Origin of the sequence: Schinkia azotoformans LMG 9581, assembly GCF_000307855.1 — a bacterium.
In the GTDB taxonomy this organism is placed as follows: domain Bacteria; phylum Bacillota; class Bacilli; order Bacillales; family Bacillaceae_J; genus Schinkia; species Schinkia azotoformans.
In genome coordinates, this window is record NZ_AJLR01000120.1 from 56,407 (window position 1) to 71,711 (window position 15,305).

Below are 15,305 nucleotides of genomic sequence, written 5' to 3' on the forward strand. Positions count from 1 at the left end.
AAATGGAACAAACGCAACTTTTTGATGAAAAAGCAATTCAGGGAATGGACCTATTGTTCCACTATTATTGGATTTTGCGGGCAGACCAGCCCGAATGGTATCAATTAATTCGTGAACGCGAAAAAGTACTGCGCCGCTATATTAGTGAGAAGTTTGGCTTACGCTTAATCATCCATCAGCATTTTATTAAATTGGAAAAAATTCCAGTAGAACCTGAAAGTTGGATGGGGATTCAAGACTTTCAAGAACAGATGGATTATGCGATTTTTTGCTGTGCTCTTTCTTTTTTGGAAGGAAAAGAAGTGGATGAACAATTTCTTCTATCTGAGTTATGTCAAGATATCCAAGCCGATTATCCAAGTGAGTTTCCGTTAGATTGGACGGTGTACATCCACCGCAAATCATTGATTAGGGCTGTCAAAGTTTTGCTAGATTTTCAACTCATTCGCACGATTGATGGCGATATCAGCCGTTTTGACCACAATGAAGAACAAGAAGTATTATACGAAGCGACTGTGTACAGCCGTTATTTTATGAGAACCTATCCGGATGATTTTTCTAATTATGAACATTGGGAAGAGCTGCTGCATGATGATTGGAAGCTTAATCAGGAGGATGAACGGAGGAAGCGAGTATACCGTAAACTATTTTTCTCACCAGGCCTGCAGCGTCAGGACCAACAAGATCAAGATTTTCTATATATTCGGAATTTCAGAAACCGCTTAGCAGAAGATATTGAAAAGCATAGTGACTATAAGCTGCATGTCTTTAAAAATACTGCTTTTTTATCAATTTCAGAAGCGAGACAATATCATCAGCTTTTTCCAAATACAAAGGCATCAACGGATCTAATTTTGCAGTTATCTAGTTATTTTCATAGAAATCTACAACGTTTTCAGCCTAACGAAAATGGGGAATTATTGCTGACGATTGGGGAATTTGAACAAATCATTGATGATGTACGGAACCGATTTGGTATAGGATGGGCGAAGTATTTTCGGGATATGAGCACAAATGCGATTTGCAGTGAACTCATAAGTGCGATGAACGAGTGGATGATGGTTGAGGAGGACTCTTCCTTTATTCGGATTCGACCACTGGTTGGGATCATAACAGGGAAGTATCCTGTTGATTTTGAAGGAGGAGAGAAGATTGATGACTGAATCTAAATGGATTATGCACAGGGCGGGTCTATTAAATTTTTGGTATTACGATGATGAGATTTTTCAATTTACGGAGGGAAAGCTTTTGCTTCGAGGCACGAATGGGTCCGGAAAATCGGTAACGATGCAAAGCATTTTACCTGTATTATTGGATGGAAAAAAATCTCCGGATCGCCTCGACCCGTTTGGTTCAAAGGCACGGCGAATGGAGGACTATTTACTTGGGGAAAAAGAAGTCGTTGACCGCGATGAGCGCACCGGCTATCTCTTTTTGGAGTATAAAATGGTGGACGTTGAAAGGTACATTACAACAGGAATCGGGATGCAAGCGAAACGCAATAAAGGCATTAAGTCATGGTATTTTGTGATAACAGATAATCGCAGAATTGGTTACGACTTAGAACTTGCACATAATCAGCTTGGAGACCGCGTTCCTTTTTCGGCAAAAGAACTAGAAAACCGCATTGGTCAAGGCGGATATGTAGTCCATTCACAGCGCGAGTATATGGAGCTAGTGAACAAATATATTTTTGGGTTCCAATCATTAGAAGCCTATGAGGACTTAATTAAACTATTAATCCAGCTAAGAAGTCCGAAGCTGTCAAAGGATTTTAAACCGACCGTTATTTATGAGATTTTAGAATCCGCCCTTCCGCCACTTACAGATGATGAACTCCGCCATTTATCAGATACAATTGAAAATATGGATCAAACAGAGCAGCAGCTAGAGCAACTAGAACGGGAATTCGAGTCCAGCAGTCGTCTAGTAAAACAGTATGATCTATATAATCAATACATCTTGGCGGAACGTTCCGGTTTATGGCTGAATGCAAAGAAGCGGAAGGAAGATGCCGGCAAGGAAGTAGAGCGGCTTCATGCTTTGGATGAACAGTATCAGGCAGAGATAGAACAACTTAAAGCAGACAAAAACCGCTTCACAATACAGAAGGAAGTCGCAGAAGCTGAAAAAGAGCGGCTGCAAAACCATGAAGTTTGGAAGCTTGAAAAAGAGATCACAAAGAAAAGAGAGCTAGTTGACCAGTTAAGTCAAGAAATCAAACTTTTAGATGATAGATGGAATAACAAAAATGAACAGTATCGCAAGACAAGGGATGATAAAGATAAAACGGAAGATGAACTGGGCGTACAACAAAAAGAAATGACTGAAATTCTTGAAGAGTTGAGATTGGATGCCGAGGAATCAGCCTTTCAACAGCATTCAGTCAATGCGGAAGATTTTGAACGCCATCAACAGGCTGAATTTGATTTCTCGGTTTGGATTAAGGAAATAGGAGACCATGAACGATTATTAACGGCATTGCAACAATTAGTCGATGAACAGTCAAGATTACTTGAGGAATATAGTAGATTAGAACGTCAATCTTCTGAGAAAAAGAAAGAGATTGATGAAGTCCGGAAAAATCTTGACCACCTTGAAGAATGGTTTACTGAAGTGAAACAAAAGCTGGAACATCTCGTGTTCACCTGGATTGAACAACATCCAAAACTTGTCTTTTCAGCGGAACAGATACAGGAAATCTCTCGTGCCATCGAAGGCTTATACGAAGAAAATCGCTACGACCTTGTCCGTGAAAAACTGTTCCATGTTTTAAATGATTATATTACCCAACTGAAAACGGATATGAAATTAACGGAAAATACGATCCAGGCTAAAGCAAAAGAAATTGAAGAGGCTAAAGCTGAACTACAACATTGGAAATCTTTAAAAATGCCTAATCCCGATCGAGCAAAAGACACTGATGAATCCCGTCTAAAGCTTGCTGAAGAAGGGCAAGCGTACCTTCCGTTTTATGCCGCTGTTGAGTTTCAAGACCATGTAACAGAAGAGCAAAAAGAGCGAATTGAAGCAGCATTAAAACAAACAGGCTTATTAGATAGTCTAATAACAGAACAATCGTTATCACCTGTCCATGATCGGATAATTCGTACGGAACCAGTTGTCCTGGGGTATACATTAGCTGATTATTTACGACCAGACTTGGATGACGATAGTCCAATTTCAAAAAAGGTAGTAGATGAAGTATTACGAAGTATATCGTTGGAACCGCAAGACGGCGGATTTCATATTGATGTGGATGGTACCTATTCGATTGGCTGTATGGTAGGACATGCTCCGCACGAAGGTCCATCCAGGTTCATTGGTCGTTCCTCGAGGAAACGATATCAGCTGGAAAAAGTAAAGGAATGGGAACAGCAAATTGAGGAATTGGAATACCAATTGGAACAATTAACTAGTGAGTGGCGAGCATTCGATCAAGCACTTAATGATGCGGAAGAATGGAAACAGACGATCCCAACAGATGTGGATCTAAATGACATAAATATTCAAATTGAAAAAGATTATCGTCAATTAGAGCAGTTGAAAGAATCGTTGCAAAAACTAGACGATCAATGGAAAATTGTCCATCAAAGATTGGAAAAAATCAAGTTGCAGTTGCATCAACAAAAAGGTCAACTCAATCTGTCGTTAACAAAAGAAGTGATAACTGAAGCTATTGAAGCGGCAATCCATTACCGGGAGCATGTTCATAAACTCAATCGAATCTATGAAAAATGTTTATTTGGGCGTAAAAGAATTCAAGATTTAATAAATAGACTGATTGAACTGGAAGAAGAAATGGATGAAATCAAGGGCGAGCAAAATAGTAAGGAAGGACAATCAAATAAAGAAAAAGCAGAGATTACATCGATTGAACAACAATTACAATTAAAAGGGATTGATGATATTAGGAGCCGCATCCAGGAAGTGCAGCATTTACTTACGGAAGCGGATAAGGAGATGAATCAAATCCTTCAATCACTCCCTAGAAAAGAAACAGAGCGAGATATTTGCTTGAAAGACTTAGAAACTGCGAAAACAGGCTTTGAGTTTTGGTCTAACATGGCCATAGAATGGGAGAACCTTGTAAAGACGGAAATCATGCGTGGTTTTATTAAGTTAGATGGCGATCTTTCAGACCCCGTGAATTTGGTATCACAGCTGGAAGGAATTGCGGCAAAACTTGACCGCTCAAAATTAAATGAGCAATTAACAAAAACATTCTTTAATGAACAAGCATTTTTAACAGAGTATAGGATGTTTGAATTTCCGGAAGAAGCGGAGCGACCTGAATGGTTTGCGAAAGATTGGGGCTTGTACTTTGAGCCTTTTATCAATGAATGGAACCAATACAAGAGCCGACGTTTGATTCAAATGGAATACAAAGGTCAACGGGTAAGTCCGTACCATGTCCTTCATTCCCTACAAAAAGAGTTGGACGATCAAAAAGGCTGGCTTGATGAGCAGGACCGCCAGCTGTATGAAGACATCATCGTTAATACGGTCGGATCAATCTTGAGAAACCGAATCCAGCGTGCTGAAAAATGGGTACGTGAAATGGATAAGATTATGGAAGCGCGTGACAATTCGTCTGGATTGACTTTTTCAATTTCGTGGAAACCATTAACCGCTGAATCTGAACAAGAATTGGATACGAAAGATCTCGTTCAACTTCTACAACGGAACAGTAAATTTTTAAATGAAGAAGATTTAAACCGTATTACAAAACATTTCCGCTCGAGGATTACGAAGGCAAAAGAGCTGATCCAGCTGCGAAATGAAGGCTCGACGCTGCATCAGGTATTGAAGGAAGTATTAGATTACCGCAAATGGTTTACGTTTGTGTTATCGTACAAACGCGTCAATGAGCCAAAGCGTGAGTTGACAAATAATGCATTCTTTAAATTTAGCGGTGGTGAAAAAGCAATGGCGATGTACATTCCGTTATTTACGGCCGCCTATTCACGGTACAAGGAAGCTGCAGCCATGGCACCTTATATAATTTCTCTTGATGAAGCCTTTGCTGGGGTAGATGAGAATAATATCCGCGATATGTTTGAAGTTGTTGAACAGCTTGGCTTCAATTATATTATGAACTCACAGGCGTTATGGGGCGATTATGATACGATTTCAAGTTTAGCAATTTGTGAGCTTGTCCGCCCGAAAAATGCTGACTTTGTAACGGTAATCCGTTATCTATGGGATGGAAAAAAGCGCTCGCTCGTATGGGATGAAACTATGAATGATGATGGTGCTCAAGAGGAATTTGTTGAGGAGCTCATCACAAATGAGTAAGAACGTTCAAGTTTTTCGCAATGAACCAGGTTTTATAAAGCTGTTTATATTGTTTAAAGAAAAATACCGTTCCCTCGGAAGAGTTGGGGGAACGGTTAGTATTCGTTCTTTTACAGAGGGAGAAATGGAATCGATTGCTGGATTCATGGGGTTGCCAGCTTATGATTTGCTAGAAAAAGGGAAAGTTGCATTATTAGATTTTGAAAAGGCCCTTCTCCATACGCCCTTTGCAGATTATTCGCTTATTCAGTTAATGGAAGGGGTATTGGAAGAAACGATTCTTACAAAAAATGAAGAGCATGAATTTAATCGTGAAAAGACAAGGGATTTTTTTAATGTCCTTAAAACGACCTTGCCTGAAGGGGATTGGTGGTGGAGCTGGATTGAATCAAAGCAACCCGATACACGGTGGATTTGGTCTCTTTACAAACAAAATTCCGATCAATTAATGGAATATCTACGGAATGTTTACCAAGCTTTTCTTGAACTTCCGAAGGACAATTCCTTTGAAAGGCTACCGTTATTTGCCCAAAGAACAACGGGCAATCCTCATTACTTTGATCGGGATCAAACAGCCGGGAAATTGCTCATTCATTGTATGTACGTCGACCAACTACAAAATGATGGTGGAATGGGAATGTTGGAGCAAGGAATGCCAAAATCGTCGGAAGAAGTAAATGAATTATTTGCACAATATGGGTTGATGAAAGACGATCTTTGGAGCTTTGTCACCTGCAGTGGTTTACTTGCTGAAGATGAAAACGGAATCCATCCCGTATGGCAAGCGGCTTCGGCAACAAATACAGTATTAAATGTCCCAATAAAAGAATTGCTTAAAGTTAATAAAATACGACCTGTCCATGGAAATAAGGTGTGGGTCGTCGAAAATTCAGGTGTCTGCTCCACAATCATTGATGAGGTACCATCTGCACCTATAATTTGTACACATGGTCAATTCAGAACGGCAAGCTGGGTTGTGATGGATCTTCTTGCTGGCTCCGGTTACTCCATTCACTATTCAGGAGACTTAGATCCAGAAGGCATATCGATGGCACAACGACTTAAAAATAGGTATCCAAACAATGTAACGCTGTGGAGAATGGATAAAGAAAGTTATGAACAAGCTTTATCCGAAGAAGATATAACTTCAAGGCTTTCAAAAATTGAAATAATAAATCTACCAGAATTGGAGGAGGTCGTTAACTTAATAAAACTCCATAAAAAGGCCGCTTATCAGGAAGGGCTTGTAACACTGCTCATTCGAGATATTTTAGAAAATTAAAACGACAGGTGCTTAGTGTCACCTGTCGTTATATTGTTCTAGCCCTTATTTACATTAAAGAATCCGGAATCGCCTCAATTATTTCTGCCATAGTAAATGAGATACAAGAAATATTAGGTGACGTAACCATTTCATTTTCTTGGAAAATGTTGATGAGCTCATACCGATCATCCGCTAAAATATATTGTTCCAATACAGCTGAATTTGGATCAATGACCCAGTATTCTGGAATACCATAATAGGCATAGGATTTCTTTTTGGCAATTTTATCTCTTTTTAATGTCGATGGAGAAAGAATTTCTACCACTAAATCGGGAGTACCTTCTACCCCTCGTTTGCTGATAATATCAAGCCGTTTTCGGTTTACAAGGACAATGTCTGGCTGTCTTACTTCTTTAGGTGACAGAATGACATCAACAGGTGCATTTAAAATAATGTAATCCAATTTGCAAGTTTGAGCAATCTTTGTTTGCATTTCAAAGCTAATCAGTTGATGGGTAACAGTCGGTGCCGGACTCATTAACTCTAACTGACCTGCAGCTAATTCATACCGATTCCCATCATCAATTGCGGCATAATCATCGTAAGTTAGTCCGCCTTCTTTTATTTCTAATTTTTTCTTATCTTCCTTTTCCGTACTCAAACTGGCTCCACCATCTTTCTTACCTATTTTTTACTACCATTATAAATGATTTTAAGTATTATTTTATATAATTTTTCGACAATATATAATTGCAAGTTGTGTTTTCTTTTCTTATACTTTGAAAAATATGTATAATAATTTCTAAAGCTATTGTACATTTAATAGAAATAAATCACCTTGGAATATTACAGATATTTATTTGAATTTTGGTTAAAGCTCTTAATAATGGAGGGAAATTTAAATGGGAAAATACACAGATGATAGTCTAGGGTTACATACAGACTTATATCAAATTAATATGGCTGAAACATATTGGGAAGATGATCTGCACAATCGAAAGGCTGTTTTTGAGATTTTCTTTCGAAAGATGCCATTTGGAAATGGGTATGCCGTTTTTGCTGGTTTAGAGCGAATGATCGAATATTTGAATGAATTTAAATTTACGAAAAGCGATTTAGATTATTTAAAAGAAGAAGTAGGGTACGGTGATGATTTTATTGAGTATTTATCTACAATGAAATTCACCGGCACCATTCGTTCAATGAGAGAAGGAGAATTAGTTTTTGCCAATGAACCGCTTGTTCGTATTGAAGCAACTTTGGCTGAGGCACAAATTATTGAAACAGCATTATTAAATATTGTTAATTTTCAAACTCTAATTGCAACAAAAGCATCACGCATTAAACAAGTGATTGGTGATGGGCAAGTAGCGATGGAATTCGGTACGAGAAGAGCACAGGAGATCGATGCTGCAGTTTGGGGAGCGAGAGCCGCCTATATTGGGGGATTCGAAGCAACAAGTAATGTGCTTGCAGGGAAATTGTTTGGTGTACCAGTTTCAGGAACACATGCGCATTCGCTTGTACAAGCCTATAAAGATGAATACACAGCTTTTCATAAATATGCAAGAAGGCACAAGGATTGTGTATTTTTAGTTGATACATATGATACCTTGAAATCGGGTGTACCAACGGCAATTAAAGTTGCGAAAGAGCTCGGGGATAAAATTAATTTTGTCGCTATTCGTTTAGATAGTGGGGACTTGGCCTATCTTTCAAAGGAAGCGCGAAAAATGTTAGATGAAGCAGGATTTACAGATACGAAAATTGTGGCTTCTAATGATTTGGATGAATACACGATCATTAATTTAAAACAACAAGGTGCTAAAATTGATAGCTGGGGTATAGGTACAAAATTAATTACAGCTTACGACCAACCAGCATTAGGTGCTGTTTATAAATTAGTGGCAATTGAAGATGACAACGGGGAATTGGTTGATACGATTAAAATTTCTGGAAATCCGGAGAAGGTAACAACGCCTGGCTTAAAAAAGATTTACAGAATTATAAATGTAAGGAACAAAAAATCAGAAGGCGATTATATTGCTATGGAAGATGAGAATCCACAAGACGAAAAAAGATTAAAAATGTTTCACCCAATCCATACTTTCATCAGTAAATATGTAACAAATTTTGAAGCAAAGGAACTACATCATGATATTTTTGTTAATGGAAAACTAGTCTATGAAGTGCCGACCGCAAAAGAAATTCAACAATATACTAAAGAAAACATGGCTGTTCTATGGGATGAGTACAAACGCTCATTAAATCCAGCAGAATACCCTGTTGATTTAAGTCAAAAGTGTTGGGATAACAAAATGGAAAATATTGAGGAAGTAAAACGAAGAGTTGAGGAAATGGGTAAAGGAGAGGATCAAACCCTCCAGCAATAAAATTACAAAAGGACCCTCTGTTGTTCAAACTGAAGGTCCTTTTTTGAGGAGAAATCAATGAAAAGACTACTTAAAGATTTTGTAAATGGTTTGTTAACCATCGTTCCAATCATCTTGGTCATTTATGTTGTTTTTAAATTATTCACGTTTCTGGATAGTATTCTTGGCAACATATTAAGACCATATATGAAGGAAGACTACATACCGGGTATTGGAATTCTATTAACGGTAGCGATCATAACCTTTTTTGGTTGGCTTTCAACCCAATATTTAAGCGGGAAAATCATAAAGCTAATAGATGTTTTGCTAGAAAGAACACCATTAGTAAAAACCTTGTATTCTGTCATTAAAGATACATTTAATTCTTTATTAGGAGAGAAAAAGTCATTTTCCAAAGTTGCACTTGTTGAAATTCCTAATACAGGGATGAAAAGTATAGGTTTCGTGACATCAGAAGAAATCGAGCATTTTGCTGACCCATTAAAAGACCATATTGCGGTCTACGTTCCACAAAGTTTTCAAGTAGCAGGCTTTACATTTCTTATTCCGAAAGACCAAGTCACGATTTTAGATGTTAAACCTGAAGATGCTATGAAATTTGTCTTATCAGGTGGAATTACGTCGAAAAGTAATTAAGCTAATAGTTAAGGTAAAATACTAGACAAAATAGTCTCCAAAGATGATAATACTTACAATATATGCTAAGTGGAAATCGAAAAAAATGACGAAAACACAGGTAATTGAAACATTATTACATTTTTTATAGCAAAAATCAAATTTTCTGAAAATATATTGACATTATTGAGCAAAAATGTTATAACTCTAATAAGATATTTTATCACATAAAAGCATAAAAGCGTAAAAGTGATGAAGTACAATTGTAAAACGAGAGAACATGAGGAGGAAGTTTAGGCCATGGAACATAAGATTTTAGACTGTACGATACGTGATGGAGGATTAGTAAACAATTGGAATTTTAGCGTTGAGTTTGTGCAAAACCTATATGATGGTTTAAGTGCTGCCGGCGTTGAATATATGGAAATTGGTTACAAAAACTCCCCTAAGCTTCTTAAAGCGACAGAGCCGAATCCATGGAGATTTCTTGATGATAGCTTCCTTAAAGAAATTATTCCTGTGAAAAAATTTACAAAACTTTCAGCTCTAGTAGATATTGGACGCGTAGACCCAAATGACATATTACCACGTGAGCAAAGTGTATTAGATATGATACGTGTTGCCTGCTATATTCGTGAAGTAGACAAAGGCTTAGAGTTAGTGCAAATGTTCCATGATTTGGGCTATGAGACTACCCTTAACATTATGGCATTATCAAGTGCCCCGGAGCATCAACTACTTGAGGCTTTCGAAATGGTAAAAAATAGCCCTGTAGATGTTGTCTATATTGTTGACTCTTTTGGTAGCTTAGAGCCTGCTGATATTGAATACCAAGTGAATAAATTTAAAGCCATGCTTCCTAATAAGCAGCTGGGAATTCATACCCACAACAACATGCAGTTGGCTTTTGCAAATACTCTAACTGCAATGCGGAATGGGGTTACTTTCCTTGATTCATCTGTTTATGGTATGGGTCGTGCGGCAGGTAACTGCCACACTGAGCTTCTTGTGGGCTATATACCAAAAACAAGATACGAACTTAAGCCGGTTCTGGGTGTAATTGAAAATCATATGCTGGAAATGCGTCAAAAATGGGAGTGGGGCTATATCATCCCCTACATGATTTCTGGATTATTAAATGAACATCCACGTGTTGCGATGGCTTATCGTGACAGCGAAGATCGTGATAAATTCATGGATTTTTATGAAAAGGTAACATCACCGGAAGCATCAGTTTCACCAACAAATAAATAGTTAACTAAAAGCGATATATATAACACCCATTCTAGTTTCAGAATGGGTGTTTGCTGTTATGCAACCTCTTTGCTTGATTGCTCGACTAATAAATGCTGTGGTATTTTCCAAAGCTTCAACCATTTTGTAATCGATGTTACGAGAATAACAAAGCCAAGCATTAGCATAATGATGGATAGAATCCCATTTAGCACATTGTAGCCTGCATTTTCTGGGTTTAAGTAAACATTTGTTATCATCCAGTAGCCTGCAACATTTACTGTGACATAAAGATAGGCAAGTGGTACTAAACATGTTAGCATGTACCAGCGTTTTTCAGCAATTTTTAAGATTACGGTAGCACCTACAATTAGACCAATTGAAGCCATTAGTTGGTTAGAAACACCGAATAAGGCCCATACGGAACTTATATCTCCAGAGAATAATAAATATCCCCATACAAAACATGCTAATGCACTCGCAAAAACATTTGATCCAATTGAGTCGGTACGCTTCAATGGTTTTATAAAGTTCCCAAAGAAATCTTGAATTAAATAACGCGCAACACGTGTTCCTGAATCTATTGCTGTTAAAATAAAGACTGCCTCAAATAGAATAACAAATTGATAAAAATAGGAAGCCAGAGTTTCGAAGAATGGAACTGCTGTAAAGATGTAAGTCATACCTACTGCAAGAGTAACTGCTCCGCCTGTTCTTCCCTCAAGATCCATTCCGATTTCTTCACTAAGTTCTGCTAAGTGAACGGTTTCCATACCAAGGGTTGCAAACTTCTCTGGTGTAGAATTGATTGCAAAGTAATCACCAGGTTGTAAAGATACGGCAGCAATTAATGCCATAATAGCTACTAAACACTCAACAAGCATCGCTCCAAAGGCTACACCTTTAATATCCCTCCAACGATTCACCATTTTAGGTGTAGTACCTGAACCTACGAAGGCGTGGAAGCCTGAAATAGCTCCACAAGCGATTGTAATAGAAATAAACGGCCACACAGGCCCTGCAACAACTGGACCGCCACCATTAATGAATTCTGTGAATGCAGGAAATTCTACTGATGGATTCACTATGAAAACACCAATAATTAAAGCTACAAAAACTCCAATTTTCATAAATGTACTTAAATAATCGCGAGGTGCAAGCAATAACCACACAGGTAAAGCAGCTGCAAAAAATGCATATAATGGTAGGATAATAGCTAATGTACTTTTTTCAAGTGTTAAAAGATCTCCCAACCATGTACCTTGTATATTTGGTCCTAGGATAATAGCCAGCATAATTAAAAGGAAACCAACCGTTGTGGCGAGTTTTAGGTTGCCTGTCTTTTTATGATACAATCCAACCGCCATGGCAATTGGAATGGTAATTCCTACTGCAAATGTTCCCCAAGGATTTCTTTCTAGCGCACCTAATACAACAAGTGACAAGCCAGCCATCGTAATTGTAATAATAAAAAGCATCGCTAACCCTGCACAAAAGCCTGCTACTGGACCAAGTTCTTCCTTTGCAACCTCTGATAAGGATTTTCCATCCCTGCGCATCGATGCGAATAAAACAACCATATCATGGACTGCCCCTCCGATTACAGCACCGATTAACAACCAAAGCAATCCTGGTAAATACCCAAATTGGGCAGCTAGAATTGGCCCAACTAACGGACCCGCTGCAGCAATCGCCGCAAAATGGTGACCAAAGACAACCCATTTATTGGTGGGTACATAATCCTGACCATCCTCTAATTTTTGAGCAGGTGTTTGTTTCGAATCATCAAGCTTCAAAACCTTCGCAGCCATAAATGTTCCATACAAGCGATAGGCTATTAATAGAATACAGATTGATCCGATTACAATTGAAATCGCATTCATTTATTCTTCCCCCTCTTTTCTTTATTTAGGAATTATAATACTACATGAAAAATGGTTTTTTCAGTTTTCAAAATAATTCGCAAAAAAAGAAGGATAAAATACAAAATAGGGCATATGAAATGCAAAAAATTAGAATTGAAATAATTGTCTTACATCCTTGACGTAAGTTCTACTAACAGGTATTTTTGATCCTCCTCTCATTAATAGGTTATACGTAGAATTAAACCAGGGTTCGATTTCTATAATATGGTCTATATTCACAATATAGCTGCGATGAACTCGTAAAAATTTTTTAGTATCTAATCGTTTTTCCAACCCAATAAGTGTATTACTAACTTTATATGGATTGTCAAGGGTAACAACTGTACATTTTCCTTCACTAGATTCTAAATACAGGATGTTCGCATTCTTTACTAGTAAAATTTTTTCATCTACTATAAGCGCAATTTTATCTGGGTTTAAAATTTCTTCAGTTGTATCAAAATGCTTTTCAATTCGTTTCACGGCTTCTGCTAATTGTTTTTCATCAAAAGGTTTGAGCAAATAGTCAATGGCACTGCACCTAAATGCTTCTACAGCAAATTCAGGGTATGCTGTGGCAAACACAATGAGTGGTGGCTTTTTCAATTCCATTAATGTCTTTGCAGCATTCATCCCGTTTATTTTTGGCATTTCAACATCTAAAAAGACTACATCTGGTTGGAGCTGGAGGGCTTTTAAAATGGCTGTCTCTCCCGAATCTGCTTCTCCGATTATTTGAATGGACGGATATGTCTCTAAGAGATGTGTCAGTTCATCACGACTATATAGTTCGTCATCGACCACAAGTGTTTTGATTTTTGATCCCATTTAGACCACCTCCGATAATGGAATTGTAAATGCAATTTCCGTTCCTTTATTTATTTCACTTTTTATATTTAACCCTGACTTCTCACCAAATAGCATCATTAGTCTGCGGTTTACATTATATAGAGCAACGCCGTTGCCATTACTAGATTTTATAGGGGTAACGCAAATTTCCTTAGCACGTTCTTCACTCATTCCTATTCCATTATCCTCTATACTTACATGGACATGATTATTTCCTTTTTGAATTGAAATAATCACCTGGGAATTTCCATTTCGCTCCTTTATACCATGCTTAATGGCATTTTCGACAATCGGCTGAAGCGTGAGGGGAGGAATCCGTTGATGAAGAGTACCCTCATCAATCTGATAAAATACTTTTAGCTTATCTACAAACCTAGTTTCTTCAATTTCTAAATAGGCTTTTACATGTCTTAGCTCATGCTCTAAAGTTATTATATTTTGGGTCGTTACAGACATGTTTTGACGTAAAAAATGAGAAAGGGAAACAAGTAATTTTCTTGCTTTAGTTGGATCACTTCTTACCAGTGAGAGAATTGTGTTCAACGTATTAAAGAGAAAATGTGGATTGATTTGAGCTTGTAGCACCTTTATTTCAGCTTCCTTTGCAAGCTGAAATGCCTTGTCTGCCTCAGCAATTTCAAGCTGATTGCTTAAAAGAGCACTCAGTCCTGAAATGAGTTCGGTTACCACGGGTGTAATTTCCTTTTCATAACGAAAATAGAACTTTAATGTCCCAATTGTTTCATCTCGGCGTTTTAATGGTGCAATTACGGCTGCACCAAGTGGACAATCCTCACTGCGACATTGAATCATTTTTTTGTTGGCAATTACAATTTCTCCTTTATTTATTACATTTAGTGTTATTTGAGTTTGAATAGGCATCTGTGTCCGATGATGGTCATGACCTTGGCCGACATGTGCCAAAATTTTGGTTGTATTTGTCATTGCGACAGCCGTAGCTTTGATCTCATCCTGGATGATGTGGCAAACTTCATGTGCAGTTTCTTGATTCAGTCCATGGCGTAAATAAGCAAGTGTCTTATCGGCAATTCGCAGTGTTTTTTGGGCTTGCACAGCACCAACTCTTTCTCCTTCATTAATTACACTTTTTATAATCATTAAAAAGAGAGTACACCCAAGTCCATTTGCGACAATCATCGGAATTCCAATGATTTCAACTAGAGCCCACGCTTTTTCAAATGGCTGGGAAAAAAGTAATATCACAAGCATTTGCAGGGCTTCCGCCATAGCTGCAATTATAAATGCCGTACTTAGCTTTATATGCTTGTTTTTCTTGTAAAAATAACCCGAAATATATCCAGCGATAATGGAAGCAAAGCCACAGGAAAAAGCAGTAAATCCCCCTAAAGTAAAACGGTGAATCCCAGCAATAAGGCCAGCACCTAATCCGACCTTGTAGCCTCCAAGAAGACCTGCTAGCACAACACCAATTACCCGTGAATTCGCTAAAGCCTCATCTGAGGTTAAATCAGATGCCCAACGGTTAAATTGAAGGCTTTCTGTATTAAGGCTTAAACCGGTGTACGTACCAATAATTCCGAAGAAGCCAAAGAAGACGATTGCAACCAATTTTTGCCGACGGTTCAATTCATCCTGATAGATCATCCCTCTAAAAAACTTCAACCTCGTTAAAATAAAAGCGATTGCGACAATGATGCCCAATCGCTCTAGCATCGTAATTAATAGTTCGAACATATATACGCTCCTTTGTTCGGGAGTATTTACAAA

Annotated in this window: 10 protein-coding genes; 6 read left to right on the forward strand and 4 right to left on the reverse strand. The window is 37.9% G+C overall.

The annotated features are described in order from the left end of the window. Nucleotides 1-2: 2 nt before the first annotated feature. The 3 genes from BAZO_RS13885 to BAZO_RS13895 are packed head-to-tail and all read left to right on the forward strand — an operon-like array spanning nt 3 to nt 6,580. Nucleotides 3-1,163 carry a TIGR02678 family protein gene (locus BAZO_RS13885; protein WP_003332218.1) on the forward strand — a complete coding sequence of 387 codons (1,161 nt, stop codon included), beginning with the start codon at nt 3-5 and terminating at the stop codon, nt 1,161-1,163. Continuing rightward, entirely contained in the window at nt 1,156-5,298 is a 4,143-nt protein-coding gene (locus BAZO_RS13890; RefSeq protein WP_003332219.1) for a TIGR02680 family protein, read from the forward strand. Before BAZO_RS13885 ends, BAZO_RS13890 begins: the two co-directional genes overlap by 8 nt. Continuing rightward, nucleotides 5,291-6,580, forward strand: a complete 1,290-nt coding sequence (locus BAZO_RS13895) for a TIGR02679 family protein (RefSeq protein WP_003332220.1) — start codon at nt 5,291-5,293, stop codon at nt 6,578-6,580. The genes BAZO_RS13890 and BAZO_RS13895 overlap by 8 nt, the downstream gene beginning before the upstream one ends. A 49-nt stretch (nt 6,581-6,629) precedes the next feature. On the opposite strand, the gene BAZO_RS13900 is transcribed toward BAZO_RS13895, so the two are convergent. Further along, entirely contained in the window at nt 6,630-7,223 is a 594-nt protein-coding gene (locus tag BAZO_RS13900; protein WP_003332221.1) for a Uma2 family endonuclease, read from the reverse strand. 241 nt (nt 7,224-7,464) lie between these two features. Between BAZO_RS13900 and BAZO_RS13905 the strand changes: the two genes are divergently transcribed. From BAZO_RS13905 to BAZO_RS13915, 3 genes are all read left to right on the forward strand, one after another. Further along, nucleotides 7,465-8,955, forward strand: coding sequence for a nicotinate phosphoribosyltransferase (locus tag BAZO_RS13905; RefSeq protein ID WP_003332222.1), 1,491 nt, complete (start codon nt 7,465-7,467; stop codon nt 8,953-8,955). A gap of 57 nt (nt 8,956-9,012) precedes the next feature. After that, nucleotides 9,013-9,591, forward strand: coding sequence for a DUF502 domain-containing protein (locus tag BAZO_RS13910; protein WP_003332223.1), 579 nt, complete (start codon nt 9,013-9,015; stop codon nt 9,589-9,591). 279 nt (nt 9,592-9,870) lie between these two features. Further along, entirely contained in the window at nt 9,871-10,824 is a 954-nt protein-coding gene (locus BAZO_RS13915) for an aldolase catalytic domain-containing protein (RefSeq protein ID WP_003332225.1), read from the forward strand. Between the two features lie 56 nt (nt 10,825-10,880). Here the strand turns inward: BAZO_RS13915 and cstA are convergent, their stop codons facing one another. The 3 genes from cstA to BAZO_RS13930 all read right to left on the reverse strand — a co-directional run bounded on the left by cstA (nt 10,881) and on the right by BAZO_RS13930 (nt 15,272). Further along, a complete protein-coding gene (cstA, locus tag BAZO_RS13920; protein ID WP_003332226.1) occupies nt 10,881-12,686 on the reverse strand; it encodes a carbon starvation protein CstA in 1,806 nt (601 codons plus the stop codon). Between the two features lie 129 nt (nt 12,687-12,815). Next, nucleotides 12,816-13,535: a LytR/AlgR family response regulator transcription factor gene (locus BAZO_RS13925; RefSeq protein ID WP_003332227.1), complete on the reverse strand. Its 720-nt coding sequence runs from the start codon at nt 13,533-13,535 to the stop codon at nt 12,816-12,818. Further along, complete coding sequence (locus tag BAZO_RS13930) at nt 13,536-15,272, reverse strand: sensor histidine kinase (RefSeq protein ID WP_003332228.1); 1,737 nt, start codon at nt 15,270-15,272, stop codon at nt 13,536-13,538. Nucleotides 15,273-15,305 lie beyond the last annotated feature (33 nt).